The sequence below is a fragment of the Nonomuraea sp. LP-02 genome, assembly GCF_036289125.1.
GTDB lineage: Bacteria > Actinomycetota > Actinomycetes > Streptosporangiales > Streptosporangiaceae > Nonomuraea > Nonomuraea bangladeshensis.
Genome location: NZ_JAXCLK010000001.1, coordinates 8,560,624 through 8,580,658, shown reverse-complemented (window position 1 = coordinate 8,580,658; position 20,035 = coordinate 8,560,624). Strand labels below are relative to the sequence as shown.

At 69.9% G+C, this 20,035-nt stretch carries 15 protein-coding genes and 1 pseudogene; 10 read left to right on the top strand and 6 right to left on the bottom strand.

All coding sequences use genetic code 11. The features are described 5' to 3' along the window. Window positions 1-117 precede the first annotated feature (117 nt). From SMD20_RS40330 to SMD20_RS40310, 5 genes are read left to right on the top strand one after another with little or no spacing between them, the layout of a single operon-like run. On the top strand, window positions 118-1,401 hold the full coding sequence (locus SMD20_RS40330; RefSeq protein ID WP_329591328.1) for a DUF1996 domain-containing protein: 1,284 nt from the start codon (window positions 118-120) through the stop codon (window positions 1,399-1,401). Beyond that, window positions 1,401-2,294 (top strand): DUF305 domain-containing protein, encoded by an 894-nt coding sequence (locus tag SMD20_RS40325; RefSeq protein WP_329591326.1) that lies wholly within the window; start codon window positions 1,401-1,403, stop codon window positions 2,292-2,294. The genes SMD20_RS40330 and SMD20_RS40325 overlap by 1 nt, the downstream gene beginning before the upstream one ends. Window positions 2,295-2,306: 12 nt before the next feature. After that, window positions 2,307-4,847 (top strand): glycoside hydrolase family 3 C-terminal domain-containing protein, encoded by a 2,541-nt coding sequence (locus SMD20_RS40320; protein WP_329591324.1) that lies wholly within the window; start codon window positions 2,307-2,309, stop codon window positions 4,845-4,847. Window positions 4,848-4,883: 36 nt separating this feature from the next. Next, window positions 4,884-5,915, top strand: a complete 1,032-nt coding sequence (locus SMD20_RS40315; protein WP_329591322.1) for a LacI family DNA-binding transcriptional regulator — start codon at window positions 4,884-4,886, stop codon at window positions 5,913-5,915. Between the two features lie 32 nt (window positions 5,916-5,947). Continuing rightward, window positions 5,948-6,106 carry a hypothetical protein gene (locus SMD20_RS40310; protein WP_329591321.1) on the top strand — a complete coding sequence of 53 codons (159 nt, stop codon included), beginning with the start codon at window positions 5,948-5,950 and terminating at the stop codon, window positions 6,104-6,106. A 429-nt stretch (window positions 6,107-6,535) separates the two neighbouring features. Here the strand turns inward: SMD20_RS40310 and SMD20_RS40305 are convergent, their stop codons facing one another. After that, on the bottom strand, window positions 6,536-6,952 hold the full coding sequence (locus SMD20_RS40305) for a VOC family protein (RefSeq protein ID WP_329591319.1): 417 nt from the start codon (window positions 6,950-6,952) through the stop codon (window positions 6,536-6,538). 79 nt (window positions 6,953-7,031) lie between these two features. Here SMD20_RS40305 and SMD20_RS40300 point away from each other — a divergent pair, with 79 nt between their 5' ends. After that, window positions 7,032-7,772: a helix-turn-helix domain-containing protein gene (locus SMD20_RS40300; RefSeq protein ID WP_329591317.1), complete on the top strand. Its 741-nt coding sequence runs from the start codon at window positions 7,032-7,034 to the stop codon at window positions 7,770-7,772. A gap of 217 nt (window positions 7,773-7,989) precedes the next feature. Here SMD20_RS40300 and SMD20_RS40295 read toward each other — a convergent pair whose 3' ends face one another. Further along, entirely contained in the window at window positions 7,990-8,574 is a 585-nt protein-coding gene (locus SMD20_RS40295) for a TetR/AcrR family transcriptional regulator (RefSeq protein WP_329591315.1), read from the bottom strand. 102 nt (window positions 8,575-8,676) lie between these two features. On the opposite strand from SMD20_RS40295, the gene SMD20_RS40290 reads away from it, so the two are divergent. The 3 genes from SMD20_RS40290 to SMD20_RS40280 all read left to right on the top strand — a co-directional run bounded on the left by SMD20_RS40290 (window position 8,677) and on the right by SMD20_RS40280 (window position 11,196). Then, entirely contained in the window at window positions 8,677-9,630 is a 954-nt protein-coding gene (locus SMD20_RS40290; protein WP_329591313.1) for an NAD(P)-dependent alcohol dehydrogenase, read from the top strand. Between the two features lie 352 nt (window positions 9,631-9,982). Then, entirely contained in the window at window positions 9,983-10,609 is a 627-nt protein-coding gene (locus tag SMD20_RS40285; protein WP_329591312.1) for a ClpP family protease, read from the top strand. Further along, window positions 10,606-11,196 (top strand): ClpP family protease, encoded by a 591-nt coding sequence (locus SMD20_RS40280; RefSeq protein WP_329591310.1) that lies wholly within the window; start codon window positions 10,606-10,608, stop codon window positions 11,194-11,196. The genes SMD20_RS40285 and SMD20_RS40280 overlap by 4 nt, the downstream gene beginning before the upstream one ends. A gap of 27 nt (window positions 11,197-11,223) precedes the next feature. Here the strand turns inward: SMD20_RS40280 and SMD20_RS40275 are convergent, their stop codons facing one another. The 3 genes and pseudogenes from SMD20_RS40275 to SMD20_RS40265 all read right to left on the bottom strand — a co-directional run. Continuing rightward, window positions 11,224-11,565: a helix-turn-helix domain-containing protein gene (locus SMD20_RS40275; protein WP_329592828.1), complete on the bottom strand. Its 342-nt coding sequence runs from the start codon at window positions 11,563-11,565 to the stop codon at window positions 11,224-11,226. 460 nt (window positions 11,566-12,025) lie between these two features. Continuing rightward, a complete protein-coding gene (locus SMD20_RS40270; RefSeq protein WP_329591308.1) occupies window positions 12,026-18,163 on the bottom strand; it encodes a S8 family serine peptidase in 6,138 nt (2,045 codons plus the stop codon). A 14-nt stretch (window positions 18,164-18,177) separates the two neighbouring features. Continuing rightward, window positions 18,178-18,567, bottom strand: a pseudogene (locus tag SMD20_RS40265) (SDR family NAD(P)-dependent oxidoreductase); the annotation flags it as partial. Between the two features lie 266 nt (window positions 18,568-18,833). On the opposite strand from SMD20_RS40265, the gene SMD20_RS40260 reads away from it, so the two are divergent. Next, window positions 18,834-19,028, top strand: coding sequence for a hypothetical protein (locus SMD20_RS40260; RefSeq protein WP_329591307.1), 195 nt, complete (start codon window positions 18,834-18,836; stop codon window positions 19,026-19,028). A 79-nt stretch (window positions 19,029-19,107) separates the two neighbouring features. On the opposite strand, the gene SMD20_RS40255 is transcribed toward SMD20_RS40260, so the two are convergent. After that, entirely contained in the window at window positions 19,108-19,482 is a 375-nt protein-coding gene (locus SMD20_RS40255; protein WP_329591306.1) for a hypothetical protein, read from the bottom strand. Window positions 19,483-20,035: the final 553 nt, after the last annotated feature.

The window sequence follows — 20,035 nt, the reverse complement described above, 5'->3', positions numbered from 1 at the left end:
CGGTCAGGCGTTCACTCTCTCAGGAGAGCGCTCTCCCACCTCCGCCCCCGAGGAGAGACCATGTCCGTGTTCCGAAGAAATCCCGCCTTAGCATCAGCCGCCGCCATCGTTTCCGTGGTGGCGGCCACCAGCCTGGCCTTCGTTCTGCCCGCCGCCGCCGACACGGTGCTGTCCCAGGGCAGGGCCGCCTCGGCGTCGTCGTCGGAAGGCGGCGCGTACGCGGCCGGCGCCGCCTTCGACGGCGACCTCACCACCCGCTGGTCGAGCGCCTGGACCGACCCGCAGTGGATCCAGGTCGACCTGGGCGCCCCGGCGACCATCAGCAAGGTCGTGCTGTCATGGGAAGCCGCCTACGCGCGCGACTACAAGGTCCAGTCCTCCCCCGACGGCAACTCGTGGACGGACCTGAAGACCGTGACCGGCGGTGACGGCGGCACCGACACCTGGAGTGTCAGCGGCACCGGCCGCTACGTACGCATGTACGGCACCGCCCGCGCCACCGGCTACGGCTACTCGCTGCAGGAGTTCGAGGTGCACGGCACCGGCGGCGCCGGAACCACACCCCGGCCCAAGCCGACCTTCACCGACGAGGTCACCCACCACGAGTTCCAGGCCAACTGCTCGCTGACCGCCAACCGGCCCGACGACCCGATCGTCTACCCCGGACTGCCCGGCGCGTCGCACATGCACACCTTCGTCGGCAACACCACCACCAACGCCCACAGCACGTCCTCCTCGCTGCTGGGCGGCAACACCTCCTGCACCAATCACCACGACAAATCCGCCTACTGGTTCCCCAGCTTCTACAAGGGCAACCAGCTCATCGAGCCCGTAGGCAACCAGGTGATCTACTACAAGTCCGGCATCCTGGAGTACTGGCGGGTGCAGTCCTTCCCGCAGGGCCTGCGCTTCGTCGTCGGCAGCCCGACCTCCACCCAGGAGGAGTTCCGCACCCACCCGGGCACGGTCGAGGGTTTCGAGTGCGGCGACCTGTCGAAGAGCTGGGACATCCCGCAGTACTGCGTGCCCGGCAGCCAGGTCAACGTGCGCTTCCAGGCTCCCAGCTGCTGGGACGGGGTCAACCTCGACAGCGCCAACCACAAGAGCCACATGGCCTACCCCGTCGGCGGCTACTGCCCGTCGAGCCACCCGGTCGCGGTGCCCATGCTGGAATTCAAGATCGCTTTCCCGGCGAGCGGTGACCTGTCACAGGCGCGCCTGGCCAGCGGACGCGGCTACACCTGGCACTACGACTTCTTCAACGCCTGGGACGACCCGCGCATCCTCGACGCGCTGGTCACCCACTGCATCAACGGCGGGCTGCAGTGCAATCCGCGCGGCTACGACCTCTACAAGCCGCACCGGGGAGCGGCGCTCACCGAGGACTTCGAACTGCCTTGATGTCCTCCAAGGGAACACCTGGCCCGTCCGCCCACCCCGGCCACCGGGGCGGGCGGACGGCACCGCGCACGGCCGACGACCGCTCGTCGACGGCACCACGCGCGGCCGACGAGCGCTCGTCGACGGCACCACGCGCGGCCGACGAGCGCTCGTCGTGGGCTCGGACCGCGCCGACGGCGCTGGTGCTGCTCGCGCTGACGGCGGTGCTGATGGGCGGCTGCCTGGCCCGCGGCGACTCCGCGGCACGGCACGCGCACCACGTACCGGCATCCGCGCAAGCAGGCGGCCCAATGATCGCGCACCACGTACCGGCACCCACACAAGCGGGCGACCCGCCGATCGCGCACCACGTACCGGCACCCACACAAGCGGGCGACCCGCCGATCGCGCACCACGTCACGAGCGGGAGCGTCAACCCCACCGATGTCGCCTGGCTGCAGCTCATGATCCCGATGGACGAGCGAGTCCTGCCGCTGCTCGACCTCGGCGCCTCCCGGGGCCACGCGCCTGCCGTGGCACAGCTGGCCGGTCGGCTGCGCGCCGCGCACGTCGCCGAACTCGCCCGCCTGCGCGCCGCCCTCCACAGCACCGCCCTCCACGCCACCGGAGTGCCCGCTACCGGTCCGCCCGCCGACAACCCGCACGCCGGGCACGACATGCCCGGGATGATCACCGCCGCCGAACTCGCTCGCCTGCGCACTGCCGAAGGTCCGGCCTTCGACACGCTCTTCACCGGCCATCTCCGTGCCCACCTACGCCAGTCGCGGTCCGTGACCCGCTCGGAACAGGTCTCGGGCGCCGATCCCGGCATCAAGGCGCTGGCCGCCGCCATCGAACGCATCCGTACGACCCAGCTCTCCGCCCTCGGGGCGGTAGAGCGCTCTCCCTCCTGAAAGGACACGCGTGTGATCCCGGACGACCTCGACCGCCTGGTGGACAAGCTGGACCTGGAGAGCAAGGTGCGGCTGCTCACCGGAGCGACCGTGTGGCGCACGCCCGCCGAGCCCGCCATCGGACTGGAACCCGTGGTGACCTCCGACGGCCCCGCCGGCGTACGCGGGGAAGGATGGAACGAGCGCCGGACCTCCCTGTCACTCCCCTCCGCCACCGCGCTCGCGGCCACCTGGGACGAGAGCCTGGCCCAGTCCATGGGCGAACTGCTGGCCGTCGAGGCGCGGCGCAAGGGGGTGCACGTCGTCCTCGCCCCCACCCTGAACCTGCACCGTTCCCCTCTGGCCGGACGACACTTCGAGTGCTACTCCGAGGATCCGCTGCTGACCGGTCGCATCGGCGCGGCGGTGATCCGCGGCATCCAGTCGCGCGGGGTAGCGGCCACGGCCAAGCACTATGTGGCCAACGACTCCGAGACCGACCGGCTCACCCTCGACGCCCGCGTCGACGAGCGCACCCTGCGCGAGGTGTACCTGGCGCCCTTCGAAGCAGCCGTCCAGGCGGGGGTCTGGGTGGTGATGTCGGCGTACAACGGGGTCAACGGCGTCACCATGTCCGAGAACGAGCTGCTGGCCGAGCCGCTGAAGGGTGAGTGGGGGTTCGACGGGGTGGTGGTGTCGGACTGGGGAGCGGTGCGGTCCGCCGTCGCCTCCGCGCGTGCCGCCCAGGACCTGGTCATGCCGGGCCCCGACGGGCCGTGGGGCGAGGCGCTGGTGGCGGCCGTCCGCGCCGGCGAGGTGCCGGAGCCGGCGATCGACGACAAGGTGCGCCGCCTGCTGCGGCTGGCCGCCCGCGTCGGTGCGCTGCCCGGCTTCCCCGCGCCCTCCACCACCGACCCCTCCGCCGGCGACCTCACCACCCCCTCCGCGCTGAGCCCCACCGCCGGTAACCTCACCACCCCCTCCGCCCTGAACCCCTCCACCGGCGGTCCCACCGCCGGGAGCGTCGGTGAGCGTCCGGATCGCGCTGAGCGTCTGGATCGCGCTCTCCTGCGCCGTACGGTCGCCGCTTCGACCGTACTGCTGCGCAACGAGGGCGGCCTCCTCCCCCTCAGCCCGGTCCGGCTGACCCGCGTCGCCGTCATCGGGCCGAACGCCGCCAGGCCCCGCATCCAGGGCGGTGGGAGCGCGGGTGTCTACCCTGAATCCCTCGTCACTCCGCTCGCCGGCCTGCGCACCGCGCTGAACGGCCACGCCGAGGTGCACCACGCCACCGGCGTCGCCCTCGGCGGCTTGCCCGCCCCCCTCGACGTCGCCATCGCCCGGAATCCGCGCACCGGCGAGCCCGGGCTCCTGGTCCGCCTCCTCGACGCCGCAGGCGCCGAGATCCACGCCGAGCATCGCCTCACCGGCCGTCTTCCCGAACCGGAAGGGCCGATCCACCGGGCCGCCACCGTCGAGGTCAGAGCCCTCGTGCTGCCGGACCGCGCGGGCCAATGGGACGTGGCCGCCGCCGGATGGGGCCGCTTGGAGCTGACCGTGGACGGCCGCGTCGTGATCGACGAGACGGTCCCCCGGCACACCGACGACCCCGCCACCGTGCACCTGGCTCCGCCGTACCGCACGGAACGCGTCACCTTCGAAGCGGGCCGCCAGGTCGAGATCGTCATGCGCCGCGAGCTCGTCCCCGGCGGCGGGCGGGCCTGTGTGCTGGCCGCCGCCCCGGCTCCCGCGGACGCGGCGGCCGAGCTGGCCGCCGCGGTCGAGCTGGCCGGCTCATGCGATGTGGCCGTCGTCGTGGTGGGCACCACCGAGCAGGCCGAGAGCGAAGGCGTCGACCGGGAGACGCTCGCGCTGCCCGAGGGCCAGGACGAACTGGTGCGCGCCGTCGCCGCGGCCAACCCGGCGACCGTCGTGGTGGTCAACTCCGGCGGTCCCGTGGCGATGCCGTGGCGGAAGGAGGCGGCGGCCGTCCTGGTCAGCTGGTTCCCCGGCGAGGAGGGCGGCAACGGCCTGGCGGACGTGCTGCTCGGCCGGGCCGAGCCGGGCGGGCGGCTGCCCACCACCTGGGCGGACCGGGCCCTGGCTCCGACCGTGCCGGAGCGGGGCGTGCTCGAGTACGCCGAAGGCCCGCACATCGGGTACCGGGGCTGGCTGCGGGAGCAGGACTCGCCCGCGTACTGGTTCGGGCACGGTCTGGGCTACACGACCTGGGCGTACGAGGGGTTGTGGGCACCGGAGCGGGTCGCGCCCGGCCGGCCGGTTCGGGTGCGCGTCACGCTGCGCAACACCGGCCGGCGGGCGGGCCGCGAGGTGGTCCAGGTGTACCTGGCCAGGCCGCAGGATCACGAGCGGCCGGTTCGGTGGCTGGCGGGGTTCGCCGCCGTGACGGCCGGGCCCGGCGAGCAGGTGGAGGCGGTCGTGGAGGTGCCGGCCAGGGCCTTCCAGCACTGGGCGGGCGCCTGGCGTACGGCCGAGGGCGAAGTGTCGGTGCTCGCCGGGCGCTCGGCCGCCGATCTCCCGCTGGAGGCTGTCATAACGGTCTCACACAGCTAGGAGAGCGCTCTCCAATCCGCATGTTATAAAGAGCGGGTGAAACAAGGGGGCTCTCCTACGCTGGAAGACGTGGCACGGGTCGCCGGGGTCTCCCGCGCCACCGTCTCCCGGGTGATCAACGGCATCCGCAACGTCGATCCTGACATCCAGGCGACGGTGCTCCAGGCGATCGCCACCATCGGCTACGTCCCCAACCGCGCCGCCCGTTCCCTCGTCACCAGGCGCACCGGCGCGGTCGCCCTGGTGCTGTCCGGGGCGGGGGGCGACGAGGGCCCGTCACCCAGCCCCATCCTCACCGACCCGTTCTTCGGCCGCGTCGTAGCCGGGATCATCAGTTTTCTGCGGCCCCGTGGCATTCACCCGGTGCTGATGTTCGCCGACACCGCGCAGAGCCGCGCGGAGGTCGTGTCGTACCTGCGGCAGGGCGATGCCGACGGCGCGCTGCTGGTTTCCACGCACGCGGCCGATCCGCTGCCGGTGGAGCTGGTCGAGGCGGAGGTGCCCGCGGTGCTGTTCGCCCGGCCGGCGGGCCCTGTCCCGATCAGCTACGTCGACCTCGACCACCGGGCCGGCGCCGCCCTGGCCGCCGACCGGCTCGTGGAGCTGGGGCGCCGCCGCGTCGCCAGCGTCTGCGGTCCGCTCGACGTGCCCGCCGCCCAGGCACGCCTGGCGGGATTCCAGGACGCGATGGCCAGGCACGGACATGCCTACGTCCCCTACAGCGAGGGCGGCTTCACCTACGACAGCGGCGAAAAGGCCATGGAACGGCTCCTGGCCGAACGACCCGACCTCGACGGCGTGTTCGTCGCCAACGACCTGATGGCCCAAGGCGCGCTGCACGCGTTGCGCCACCACGGACGCTCCGTCCCCGATGACGTGGCGGTGATCGGCTTCGACGACAGCAGCGCCGCGACCGCCTGCCGCCCACCGCTCACGACCATCCGCCACCCGGTCGAGGACATGGCCGCCGAGATGGCGCGCCTTCTGCTCGACCACATCGACGAGCCGGGCCGTACGCCCAGGTCCGTCATCTTCGAGCCTGCCTTGATCGTCCGCGCCTCCGGCTGACAGCAGAGGGTTGGGTCCGGTTCCGCCGGCTGGTGGCGATCTCCGGACAACCACCGATCGGGCTGCGTGATCTGCGGCACGGCGCCGCGACGCTGGCGCCGGCCGCGCACCCGGATCTCAAGGTGGTGCAAGCCATGCTGGGCCATGCCGGCATCGTGCTGACCGGCCGACAGCGCCGCGCATCATGCTGATCCAGAACCATGCGCGCTCCACGGACCGGCGGGGACGGCAGGTGATCAGGCGGCGGCAGAACCTCAACCAGGGCGGCGAGGACCTCGATTCCCGTTGGACGGCCACAGGCGACTGGGACCACGAGCAGATCACCTGCCCGCAAGGACAGACACCGGCACCTCCTGGACACCCTGCCGGCAGAAAGACCGCCCGATGATCGTGGCCGCCTTCTCCCTCAGCACCTGCCGTCGTTGCCCGGTGCGGACCTCATGCACCAGCGCCCAGCGCAGCGGCCACCACCTCACCCTGCGCCCCGCGAGCGATCCAAGAAACCCCCGACGCCGCCTGCACCGACCAACCACCCCGCCTGGCGACCGCACAAGCCACCTGGCCCGACTCGAACCAGCCCTTGACCGCCTGAACGAGTTGACCAGCAGAGTCCTCCACTCTCATCGGCCGTCCGGTGTCGGGCGGTGGTGCACGTATTCCACCACCGTCCCGTCCGGATGGCGGGCATTGAAGCCGGCGCCCGTCGGCACCTGCTGCAAAGGGAAGACCATTTCGGCACCCGCTGCGAGGAGTCGTTCGTAGTACGGCCGCACGTCGTCCACCAGCAAGGTTCCGACCGTGTCACGGAAGGGGGCCAGGGCCTCCTCGTCACCTTCGATGATCAGGAATGCCCCCACGGTCGCCAGCCGCAACCCCGCCGCGGAAAAGTCGAAACGCGCGTCGGCGACCACGCGCTGCAACCGCTCGTAGAAGCCGACGCTCGCGGTGATCTGCCCCGGCGGCACGAACACCCTGATCAGCACGCGCGGCTCGGTCAGGGTGGAAGAGTCGTTGCTGGTACGCCACAGTTCGCTCATGGCGATGACTCTGCCGTGGACCTGGCGGCGCAACCAGGCGACGGTTCATGGGGTGAGCCCGGCTCATAGGATTACGCGAGTGGACGACGCACTCCGCCGTGAACTGGGGGCACACCTGCGGGCGGCCCGCGAGCAGGTACACCCGGCGGATGTGGGCCTCGGCGGTGGCGGGCGACGACGCACTCCCGGGCTGCGCCGCGAGGAGGTGGCGGCGCTGGCCGGGGTGAGCGTCGCCTGGTACACCTGGCTCGAGCAGGGCCGGGTCAGCACCACCCGGCAGGTCCTCGACGCGGTCTGCCGGGTACTCGCGATGGACCAGGCGGCATACCGTCACACGCTGGCACTCGCCGGATTCAGGCCCACCCTGCCGCTCTCCGGTGAAGCCATGGCCGACGGGCCGGCGCGGGCCCTGCTCAACAGCTGGGCGGACCTGCCGGCCGCGGTGCTGGACGCGCGGTTCGACGTCCTGGACAGCAACGCCGCGTACCGCGAGCGATGGGGCGACCCCGACGGCGTGCCCGCCGAGCGGCGCAACGTACTGATCACGTTCGCCACCCACCGCACGCCGCCCGTGGACGTGGAGCCCGTGCTGCAACGGCTCTACCAGCAGTTCCGCGCGAACACCGCGCACGCCCCGAACGACCCACGCGCCGCCGTCATCGTCGGGCTGTTGCTGCAGGAGCGGCCCGAACTGGCGCACTGGTGGCACTGCCGGGGAGTCGGGGAGTTCAGCCCGATCACGACCGGCGGCCACACCTTCTGCCTGCTGCGGCCCGTCGGTGCGGACGGCACCTACATCCTGACCCAGCTCCCCCACTGAGTCTCCGAGATATCGCATGGCTACTTCGGGGCTGTTGCACGCACCCGAGGGAGCCTCCGTGGACGCAACCACAGCCCCTAGACGCAGGGGTGTAGGAGACGGATGAACGCCTCGATCACCGGCTCGGCCCCTTGCGCTCCGGCTGGCCGTGACCGATGTGGCACCGCGAGCGCGCCCCGGCAGAGCCATGCCGATCATGTACGGTCCACCTGATCTGTCATGCGGCCTGGCCTCGGATGCCCTTGATCGCGATGTCCAGCAGCCGGTCCGCCCGCTCGGTGTCGTCGTCGTGCTCGGTGGCCAGCGAGATGGCGTTGACGAGCGCGAGCAGATCCTCGGCGCGGATCCCGGGGCGTACGGCGCCTGCCTGTTGTGCTCGTCGCAGGAGTTCACGCGCCGCGTCGGTGATCATCGCCTGACAGCCTTCGTTCTGCTCCAGCAGGTCGGCATCCCGGCCGTCGTGCAGCAGCGAGGCGGCCAGGCCGCGGCTGGTGCCCGCGTAGGTGTTGAGGTCCCTCAGCCAGGCCAGGAGCGCGGGGCCCGGCTCGCCCTCCTCGGCCCGTTGCGCCGCCATGGCGCACAACTCCTCGACACGATCGTGGAAGACGGCTTCGAGCAGAGCTCGACGGGAGGGGAACAGGCGGTGCAGCGTCGCCGATCCCGTCCCGGCCTGACGGGCGATCTCCTTCAGGGCGGCGCCGGAGCCGTCACGCGCGAAGACGTCCCGGGCCGCGCTGACGATGCGGTCGTAGTTGCGCTGGGCGTCCGCACGCAGGGGCCGCCGCTGGACGGCGTGGGGCATGGCCTCCTCCAGGTTTTGACAAGTGGGCTGGCGCTCCGGTTAGAGTAGCCGAACCGTAAGTGGGCCGCCAGCCCACTTATGTTCGAACGACTGGGAGAGATCATGCGTGCCGTCCAATACACCCGTTTCGGCCCTCCCGAGGTGCTGCGCGTCAACGACGTGCCCACGCCGGAGCCCGGGCCGGGAGAAGTGCTCGTCGAGGTCCGCGCCGCGAGCGTTGACGCCGGAGAACTCGCCTTCCGGGCAGGCAGACTCCGCGGCATCGCCCGAGCCCGATTCCCCCGCGGCCTGGGAGGCGACTTCACCGGCCGCATCGCGGCCCTGGGCCCCGGCGTACACGCCTGGAGCGCGGGACAGGAGGTGTGGGGGCTGATGCCGCACTTCGCCTTCGGCGCCATCGCCGACTACGTGGCCGTCCCCGAACAACGACTCGCCCGAGCACCCGAGAACCTAAGCCTGCTCGACGCCGCCGCCCTGCCCTCGTCGGGCACCACCGCCCTGACCGCCCTGACCGACAAGGCCCGCCTGGCCGGCGGTGAACGGCTCCTGGTCCGCGGCGCCACAGGCGGCGTCGGCAGCATCGCCGTGCAACTGGGCAAGGCGCTCGGCGCCCACGTCACCGCGCTCGCCGGCGCCCGCAATCTCGGCTGGGTCACCGAACTCGGCGCCGACGCGGCCCTGGACTACCGCACGACCCGGCCGCAGGACCTCGGTCATTACGATGTGATCCTCGACGTCGTGGGCACCGACCTCGGCGCCTACCAGGCCCGGCTCAACCGGCGTGGCCGCATGGTCGCGCTCGCCTTCGACCAGAACCGCATCCTGACCTCGATGGTCACCACGGGGCTGCGAGCCGCCCTCTCGCCCCGGCGTATGAAACTCTTCAGCAACAACCCCTCCCCCGCGCGGATCGCCGAGCTCACCGCCTCCGCCGAGGCCGGCAGCATCCGCCCTGTGATCGACACCGTCTACCCGATCGGCGACGTCGCGGAGGCCCACCGACGACTCGAGACCGGCGGAGTCCGCGGGAAGCTCATCATCGACATGCAACGCTGACCCCTGCGCGAAGCAACTCCCGCCCACCGCGGACGGCAAGCGGCGCCTCCCGACTCTGGAGACGGTCCGCCGCAAGATCAAGATCGGGCAGCACCTGACCCAGGAGATCTGGCCGCAAGGTCTCAGTTCGCTGGGGCCGGCCCCACTCACGTTTCTGGTGATCGCCGCGTACTCGAGGCCGGACCTGCTGGAGGCGGCTGCACGGTCACGAGCCGGCCCGGCAGCCGGACCGCGCTCCCCGAACCGGCCGGTGATCGCGCTGTCCCTGCTCAGGAGCTCTCGCTGCTCAGAGCAGATCTGCCCCAGGCAGATCGTGTCGACGCCGGTCCGGATCGCCTCACAAGATGGACGCATGAGCGAAGAATCGAACCTTCCGCTGTTCAACCCACGAATGAGACGCGAACTCTTTGAGCAGCGTGTTCTCGTTCTCGACGGCCCTCTCGACGACGACAATGGGACACTGCTGGCCACCCAGCTGATGGCGCTCGCCACGCAGGATGCGTCGTCCGATATCGCCTTGTGGATTCATTCCCCAGGTGGCTCGGTCCCGTCGATGCTGGCGATCCGCGACATCATGCGCCTCATTCCCTGTGACGTATCGACCCTCGTCCTGGGTATCGCTTACAGTGCCGGGCAGTTCTTGCTGTCGTCGGGGGCCCGTGGGAAGCGCCGCGCTCTACCGCATTCACGAGTCCTGATGCACCAAGGCTCGGCGGGAATCGGTGGCACCGCGGTCGACATCGAACTGCAGGCCGGCGACCTTCGGCATACGCGCGACACGGTGCTCGGTCTGATTGCCGAGGACACAGGTCAGCCTGTCGAGCGCATATTCGAGGATTCTCTGCACGATCGTTGGTACACGGCACAGGAAGCACTGGACTACGGCTTCATCGACGCCATCGTGCAGAACTTCGACGAAATCGCGCCACAAAACCGCACACGGCTCGGATTCGGCATCAACCAAGGAGTCGGCCAGTGACCACATATACGATCCCGAACGTCATCGCCTCGAACCCTCGTGGCGAGCGGATCATGGATGTCTACTCGCACCTGCTCACCGAGCGGATCGTCTACCTGGGCACCGCGATCGACGCGGGCGTCGCGAATGCTCTCATCGCGCAGCTGATTTTCCTGGAATCAGACAACCCCGAGGCGGAGATCCAGTTCTATATCAACTGCGAAGGCGGCGATCCGAGCGCGATGCTCGCGATCTACGACACCATGCGCCATATCCGCCCGCGGGTTTCGACGACCTGTGTGGGACAGGCCGTCGCGGTGGGTGCCGTACTTCTCGCCGCGGGCGCCGAAGGCAAACGTGCCGCTCTCCCCCACGCACGGATCATCCTGCACCAGCCGGCAGCCCAGGGGCGCGGAGCGATCCCCGATCTCATCTTGCAGGCCGACGAGGTCGTACGTGTCCGGGCGGACATCGAGCGCATACTTTCACGGCACACCGGCCAGTCGGTCGAGACCCTGCGCGCCGACACCGATCACGATCGCGTGTTCACCGCTGCCGCGGCCTTGGAGTACGGGCTCCTCGATCAGATCATCGAGGAGCGTTCATAGGCCCGTGGACAACCCCGGCAAGCCGCGCTACGCGGCCAGAGCATACGCCGCCGAGCAGGTGGCACCTCTCGACGCGCCCTGCTGAGCAGGCCGCAAACTCTCGGCAACGGCAAGGGTCAGATCGACCAGGGTCACATCCAGTGCTCCGGCGACCGCGGCGATCATTTCGCTCGACGGCTCCTTGACGCCTCGTTCGATCTCGGAGAGATATTGCGGCGAGACTCCGGCGCGGCTTGCCGTCTCGCTCAACTTCTCGCCTCGCTCATGGCGAAGCCCTCTCAAGCACTCACCGAGCACCTGCCGCCACAGCGGCTCGCGAGCCGGAGACGGCTCGGGGGCGGTCCGATTGATCGCTGGACGCGACGGCATGGATGAGGCCATGCCTCACCATAGGTCGATGCCGCGTTCGAGTTCTGCCGGCTTCGCGCAGAGCAGAACCGTCTCCGCTTACCCTTGCCCAGCCTCAGGCCGTTCGCGCTCACCGAGCGGTCGCCGCGGCGGCGCCTGCAGCTCCGGCTCGGACCGGAGATGGAACGGATACAGTTCCCTGGCGGCACCCTTCTGCGAAGGCGTTCGGGGCGGCGAGATGGGCCAGGCGAAGGAGCACAGCCGATCATCATTCCGCATGCGTCTCCCTCATCTGAGGCCCGGAGCTCGCACGCGCCCGTGCACGGCCCACATGGCCGTGAACTGACGAGGAACTCGGATTCTTTGCCACCAAGTGCACGAGTACCGTCGGAAGCCGCAAATTCGGTAGTCGTGGTCAGAGCCCCCACGGCGCTCCTTTCCGAGGAGGCTCTGACCACTGCTGGCGGATTGGGCGGCTATCTCATAGGCGCGGGTCCTGCTGGACCTTCAGGGCGTTGAGGATCGGATCGCGCTCGCCGATCTCGCGGCGAAGCTCGACCTTCAGATCGCCACCGGCGTGCTCGACGGTGACCGTGTTCACGTCCGCGGTCAGCGCACCCACCCTCGCCTGCACGTCGTGGTCGTGGAGCACGGCTTTGCCGTCGACCAGGACATCGAAGGCACGCTTGCCGGCCTTGACCTTCTCGATCTCCGCGAAGTCGAGGCCGATTCGGTACGTCCCGGCGGGCGCGTTCTTGAACACGTAGGCGAACGTCTCGCCGGTCCGCTGGGTGCGGAACAGGTCGTCGTCCTCCGTGCCGCCGATGTCGGCCTTGGTGGCACGCGCACTGCCGCCGACGTAGCCCCACGGCCGCGAGCCGAGTTCCTGGTCGGGCGACCAGACGAAGCCGTCGGCACCGACGTGCCCGGACCCGCCCGCGTCGACGCCCTTCCAGTAGGCCGAGGTCGCCAGGCGGACCGGCTTGAGCTGGGCTTCGCCCTTGCCGGCGTTCGACGCCACGAGCACGTCCCCGACGAGCACGCCGGGCTCGACGGCGGCGTTGTCGGCCGTTGCCGTGACCGTGGTGGACTCGCCGACCGCGAGCTTGACCGTGCCGGCCGCGGCCGCGCCCGTGAGGGTCAGCCACGGAAGGTCGGCGGCCTCGTGCCCGCCGTCGCTGGTGCGTTTCTGCTCGCTGAGCCGCACCTCGAGCGGGGCGGAGCCGGTGTTGGTCACGGTCACGTCGGCGGTCGCCTTCTGGTCCGGGCCGAGGAGCCAGTCGAGGTCACCTCCCGTGACGGTTGTGACGCCCGTGGTCAACGCCGTGTCGACCACCTCGGCCTGATCCTTCTTGGCGATGGTCACGGGGTGGCTGGCCATGACGTAGTTCGGCGTCCAGACCTGCACGGTGTTCTCGCCGACCAGCGCCTGGGCCTTCCACCGGCCCTTCTCGTCGGCGGTGATGACCCGGTCACCGTTCGGCCCCTTGAGCGTGACGATCGCGCCCGCGATCGGCTTGCCGTCGTTCGCGTCGGTGACCGTGCCCTCGATCGTGCCCGCAGCCGGGAGGGTGTACTCCAGCCCCAGACCGGCCGTCAGGATGGGCTGGTTGAAGGAGTACTGGCTCGCGGGGTTGCGCGTCAGGCTCTCCAGGCCGACCGTTGCCGACGACCCGCGGGTGAGGGGGTTGTCGCCGCCGATGCCGTCGCCGTACCCGATCTGGATGCGGCCGTCCGCGATCAGGGTGACCGAAAAGCTCACCCGGGCCGCCCTGTTGCTGTCGAAGGCGGCGTTGCGCCACTCGATGACCTCAGCGGCCAGGCCGTCCACCTCGGTGGTGCCGAAGTAGATGCCCGCCTGGTCGTCGACGACCAGGTCGTCCCAGAGCGGATAGATCGCGTCGAACGCGTATGGCGACGGCAGCGCCGTGTTGTTCCCCACGGTGCTGGCCCGGTCGAAGATCAGCGCGCCGTTCGTCGTCACACACACGCCGTCCCAGGCCGTGTCGTAGAACGGGAACAGGAAGCTGGAGTCGAACCACAGCACGCCGCAGACGTCATCGCCATGCCACCCGGAATCCTCCGTACCCTGGCGGTAGAGCCCGTCGGTCACCTTCATCGAGTACGAGCGACCGGCGGGGGCCACCGGCACGGGGCCCGGCTCCGGCTGCTCGGGCTGGGGCTCCGGCTCCGCCTTGTCTCCGCGCGGATCGAGCGTCACGCGCAGCGCCGCGATGCTCGGGGCCCGCAGGCCCTTCCCGCCCCGCAGCTCCACCGTCAGCGGACCGCCGTCGTGCTGCACGACGGCGGTGTGCCAGTCGGCGGCGTTCGGGCCGACGGCTCCCACGGCGTCGTAGGCGTACTGCGTCAGCTCGTCGTCGACGAGGACGTCGAACACCCGCTTGCCCTGGTTCACCTGCTCGATCTCCGCGAACCCGAGGTCGATGGCGTAGGTGCCCTTCGGCGCGTCGGGGAACGTGTAGACCAGGTCCTTGCCCGGCGTGGTGCGCTGGGACTGGAACAGGGCATCGTCCTCGGTGCCCTCGATCGCGGCGCTCGCGGAGATCGTCTTGCCCTTCCCGGCGTAGCCCCACGCCCCGTCACCGGCCGCCTGGTCGCCGGACCAGGTGTAGCCGGAGGCGTCGGTGAACGAGGGGCCGCCGGCGTTGACGCCGACCTGGTACTTCGTGGTCGTGAGCGTCACTGGGACGTAGGTCTTGGGCTGCCGTCCGGAGTCGGACAACACGACGATGTTCGCGCCGAGAGTGCCCGGGGCGGCGTCCTTCGAGGAGATCGAGACCTTGACCGTCGTCGACTCGCCCGGGGCGAGGGTGCCGCCGGTCGAGGAGAGCGACAGCCAGGGCAGGTCGGTGAGCAGGTCGTCCTCGACGTCGACCAGCACGACGTCATCGGCGATCTGGTCCGCCGCCCACAGCGCCCCGGTCGAGTCGGTCTCGAGGCCGCCACCCTGGCCCGCCTTCTGGCCCGGGAACCACCACGCGTTGACGAGCGAGCAGTCGTCGGGGTCGACCTGCAGCAGGCGGGTGGGCCTGTTCGAGGTGAGGTCGGTGTACCAGATGGTGTCGGAGGCCTGGTTGTAGGCCAGGCCCATCACCTCGGGCAGCGGCGGGGCGCAGAAGGACAGCAGCGCACCCGCGTTGTCGTGCGACGTGCCGGCGACGGTTCCGATCATGCCGTTCGCCCGGCCGCCGACGTAGAACACGTCCTCGGTCGGGTTGTAGGCGAGTCCGGTCAGCTGCAGCGTGGACCAGTCGCCCTTGATCTGCCGGGTTTCCTTTCCGGTCTCCCGGTCGAAGCAGTGGATGTAGCTGGCCGGGCTGTCCTCCATCTGGCACATGTCACCGGTCTTGGTGTCGAGCGCCATGTCGAACGCCCGGTACTTGGGGTTCCACGAGGCGTCGAAGACCTTGCCGGTCGGCTTGCCCGTCACGGTATAGGCGGTGTTGGTCCGCGCGTTGTAGTCGTGGACCCAGACGTCGCCGTCGTACCCGATGCCGGAGGGCTCCTTCTCCGCGATCGTGCCCGGAATCTCGATGCGGGTGATGACGTCGCCGCCGGAGGTCGTGCCGACCTTGCCGGCCGCCTTTGCTTCCGCGGCTCTCGCCGTCGCAGCCTTGCCGTCGACGTTCGACGGCTGCATGCCGCTCGCACCGGCCTTCCACGCGGTGAGGTCGATCGTGCTGTCCGCACCCGTCCCGGTGCGCGTGGTGGCGCCGGCGGCGTCGAGCTCGGGGTGGCGCGCGGCCTCGCCCAGGTCGTACGTGAGCGGGGCGGAACCGTTGTTGGTCAGCGTCAGCGAGCCCACACCATTCTGGTCGGTTCCCATCACGGCGTCGAGGCCGCTCACCTTCACGCCGGCGACGCCCGTGGTGAGGCGCGCGTCGACCGTCGCCTTCGCGTAGAGCTTGTCGAGGGTGAAGTCGTACGACCCCGTCACGTAGTTCGGCGCCTCGACGGTCATCGTGTACTCGGCGACCGGCAGCTGGCGATGGACGATGCCCGTCCCGTTGGTCGTGACGCTCTCGACGAGGCCGTTCTTGTCGGTGAGCGAGACCTTGGCCCCGGACACCGGCAGCCCGTCGTTCTTGTCGACGACGGTCGCGTCGAGGTAGCCCCAGTCCGGAAGGTCGTAGGTGACGATCACCCCGTCGTGGAGCACCGGGACGTTCTCGGAGAACCGGATGCCGTCCACACCGGCCCAGCCCTGGATGCCGGTGATGGTGCGGGCGCCGCCGGTCACCGGGTCGTCGGTCCCGATGCCGTCGCCGTACCCGAAGATCACCTTGCCCGAGCGGGTGAGCGTGGCCGAGAAGCTGACCGGCTCCGTGTACTCAGACCGGATCGGGTAGGCCCAGATCTTGGCGTTGCGGAACTCGATGACGAACGCGTCCTCGCCGTCGACCTTGGTGGCCGTCGTGAAGACTCCCCCGCCGGAGGCGAACTCGACGGGGGACGGGACGTAGAACGGGAAGACGCCCGCACCGCCGGTGCCGGGTCCGGTGGAGGTGACCGGGGAGATCACGCCGCGCAGGCTGATTCCGAGGGTGTCGTGGCTGCCGTTGTAGAGCGCGATCGGGAACGGCAGGTTCACCGTCGCCCACACGCCGCTCGTGAACGCGACCGGGTCGGTGCCGCGCAGGTACTCCCCCTCGGAGAGGGAGCAACTGTAGCCGCCCTTGTCGACGACGAGCCCGATCGGGATCTCCAGCGACTTGTTCTCGGCACCGACGGTCAGCGGGGCAACCGTCGGCGAGAAGCAGGCGTTGGGCGTGACGCCGAGCCCGTACTGGCCCTCCGGCACACCAGCGATCGTGAACGCGCCGTTGGCGTCCGTGCGCACGGCGTCCAGCGGCGTGTCCTTGACGGAGACGTCGACGTTCGGGACGGGCTGCTTCTTGTCGTCGATGACCCTGCCGCTGATGTCGTGGCGCGCGGCGGCGGTGAGGGGAACCTCAACCGAGGTGTTCTGGCCGAGGGTGACCGTGGCGCTCGCGGTCGCGGTCAGGTACCCGAAGACCTTGGTGCTGATCTGGTAGTCGCCGACCGGCAGATTCATCGTGAACCGGCCGTCCTTGTCGGTCCCGACGGACCGGTTGAACGGTCCGCTGATCGTCACGTCGGCGGCGGGGACCGGGGCGCCGTTGGCGGTGACGACACCGGTGAGGGTGCCGCCCTGCCGGGGTGCGAGCTCGAGCAGGCGGACGAGGTCGAGCCGGCCTTCGCCGTACTTGTTGTTGAATGCGGCGGTGCCGCCGCACTCGGTGTCGTCGACGTCGACGGCCGACTCGGCCAGCAGGCGGCGGGTCTCCTCGACCTGCCCGATGAGGGTCGGGTCGTAGCTCCACAGGCCGGCGACGGCGCCGGCGACGTGGGGAGCCGCCATCGATGTGCCGGACATCTCGGTGTAACTGTCGTTCGGGTAGGACGAACGGACGGCGACGCCCGGAGCGGAGATCTCGGGCTTGATCCGGCCACTTTCACCCTCGCCCTTGCGGGAGAACGACGCGAGCATGCCGTTCGACGCGTAGGCGCCGACCGAGTAGGCACTCTCGGCGGAGCCGGGCGAGGAGACGGTGTCGCAGGCCGCGTACGGCGTGGTGTTGCCCGATGACCAGACGCTGAAAATGCCCGCGGCGCTCCATGCCTCGTCGATGGCCCGGAAGAAGTCGTTGAAGTTGTGCTCGACGTCCTGGCCCCACGAGTTGTTGATGACGTGGGGGCGCTTGGACGGGTCGGGGTTGTTCCCGTGGACGTCGGTCGGGGCGAGCAACCACCAGCCGGACCGGAGCAACGACTCGACGCCGGTGCTGTCGCAGCAGCCGTTGGTCGCGATCCACTGCGCGTCCGGGGCGACGCCAACGTGGTCGGTGCCGTCGTCGCCGACCATGGTGCCCATGGTGTGCGTGCCGTGTCCGTTGTCGTCGCAGGGTGCGCCGGTGCACGAACCCCGGGTGGCCATCCAGTTGTAGTTGTGGTCGACGGTGCCGTCGGGCTTCGTGCCGCGGTACTGGTGCATCAGGGCGGGGTGGTCGAATTGAACGCCCGAGTCGAGGTTGGACACGGTGATGCCCGCACCGGTGGCCCCCATGGCCCAGGCCTGGGGGGCGTGAATGGCGTCCAGACCCCACGAGACGGTGCCATCCTTGGCGGTGGCCGCGGGGGTGGCGGGGCGGACGGCCTGGTCGGCCGGCGGCTTCTCGTCCACGGGCTCGATCAGCGCGACCTGTGGCGACGCATGGATCTTGGCGACCTGCCCGACCGAGGCGACGTCGAGCGCGAGCTTCTGCGTGCCGCCCTTGACGAGCACGGCGTTGACGAGCGGGTAGGACGTGTACTTCACGCCCGCCGCGTCGAGCTCGGCGGAGACGGACGCCGCGGAGGCCTTGGCCGAGGCCTTCAGCGCGTCGTAGACGAACTGGCCGCGAGTTGTCCAGTCGGCGATCTTCTTCGCCGGCGCGAGGTCGGCCTTGGTGTCGAACGTGATCCAGAAGTCGGAGACCGGCTCCGTGCGGAAGCGGTCCTTCAGGTCCGACGTGATCTTGCTGGCGGGCGCACCGGGATCCGGCTCAGCGGCCGACGCCGGTGGTGGCGGGATCATGCTCAGGCCGACCGCAGCCGCAGCCCGTTGTCCAGGTCGTGCTCCCACACCGGCGTGTCGAAGGCGAACAGCCGCTCGCCGCCCCAGACATCGTTGACCAGCACGTCGAGCCGCCCCTGCTCGGCGTTGATGCGCTCGGCCAGCGCACGGACCTGCTCGGGCACCAGGTGGTCGGTCGGCACCGCGATACCGGTTCCGCCCGCGGCGGTGACCAGCTCCGCGGTCTCCTCGATCGTCTCAGGCCGGTCGTAGTCCGAGCGCTGTTTTCGCGTCGTGCGGCCAGTGACATACACCGTCCCGCCCGCCGCGCCGAGCTGGACCGCGATACCGCGCCCGGCGCCGCGCGTGGCCCCCGCGACCAACGCGATCTTCCCGTGCAGGTCCGGTGTCGATGTGTCGGGCATCAAAATCTCCTCAAGGCGTTGATGTCCGGTCCACGTTCGTCATCGCGTCGACCGGCGAAACCATGATCGATTCGAAACCCGACACCCTGTGTCATATTTGTTCGCCTGTCTTGAGTCTGTTTGCTCGCTCCACCGGCCAGGCCCCCTCGTAGGCGACCGCGACCAGCAGGAGCTTGTCCGGGGGTTACACGCCGTCCTCGTCCACCCGGCCGTCGCCGTCGGGAACGCCGATGCCAGGCCAATAGGGTGCCTGGGGTGACCAGCCGGTGAGCTCGCAGCGCCGTCGGCAGGAAATTGACACTCCCTCGCACGGCTCCCGTATCGCCGGCGGCAAACCCCAGGTGACCCTCTCCGAGAGCATCGCCAACCTCCACGAGCTCCGCCGCATCGCCGCCGAACGCACCCGCGCACGGTGGACCTGGCTCACCCCCGTCCCCGTCGACGAGAACCGCGCCGCGTGATCACCGTGGCCCGGAGGCCTGGGAACCGGCCGGCTGCGCATCGGCCGGCCGGTGGCGTGCGCCCATGGTCACCCGAGCGTCACTCGACGCGGGCCGCCTCGGCATCGCGGCAGACCAGGCAGCGGCGGTACAGGTCCACCCGGGTGAGCGTGCCAGCCTGGTTGTACCGCATCTTGCAGTAGGCGCGCCACTTGCCGGTGGCCTCCAGCGCGGCGCCTTCAAACTGGCATTTACTGCACGCGTACGGGTTGTAGTGGGACGAGACGTACTCATAGCCGCTGGTAGCGCCGTCTCCGCAGGCGGCCGCGGGAGCCACGGGATCCGCGGCGACCTGGGCCTGACCAGTGCCGGCGCTCGCGGCCCCGCCCGTCAGTGATGAGGCCGCCGCGCCCAGCACGGCGGCGGTGGTCAGCAGAACACTTGCTCGCTTCCATCCCGTCAGGGGAAATGCCATATCGCCTCCTTGCGATTCAGTACTGATTGTCGGGACGGGAACCCGGAATGAACAGGGCAGATACAGGTCATAAGGCGGACTCAATTCGCCGCCGCATCGATCGCGCGGGCGTCCTCGGCGAACGGCCCGGCTCGGGAGAACGACGACGAAGTCCTGCTCGGCGCGGCAAAAGGCGGCCATCGGCGGCGGATTTGTCGGCGTATGCACAATAAAGGGTTGTTTCTGGAGACATTCGACGTGCCGTGCGGCCATCACGACGTCAGCTAATCTCTACTACCGTTTGCGAACCTTGGTCGCTTTAGTCGCGTCGTTCTTTACAACACCACGCCGTTCCACGTTCAAGGACGCCCATGACCCCCTCACCCAGCCGGGGGCTTCGACCCGGTGGCCGATGCACAGCAGACGCGGTCGGCCCGCTGTCAATGCCGGTCGGGCTCGGCCCCTGACCCGGTAGCGGTACCCCCAGAGAATCTGACGTGATGTCTTTCCCATCAAGTGATGAGGTCTGCTGTTCCGCGGCGTGTTTGACTTCAGCCGACCACGAATGAGAGGA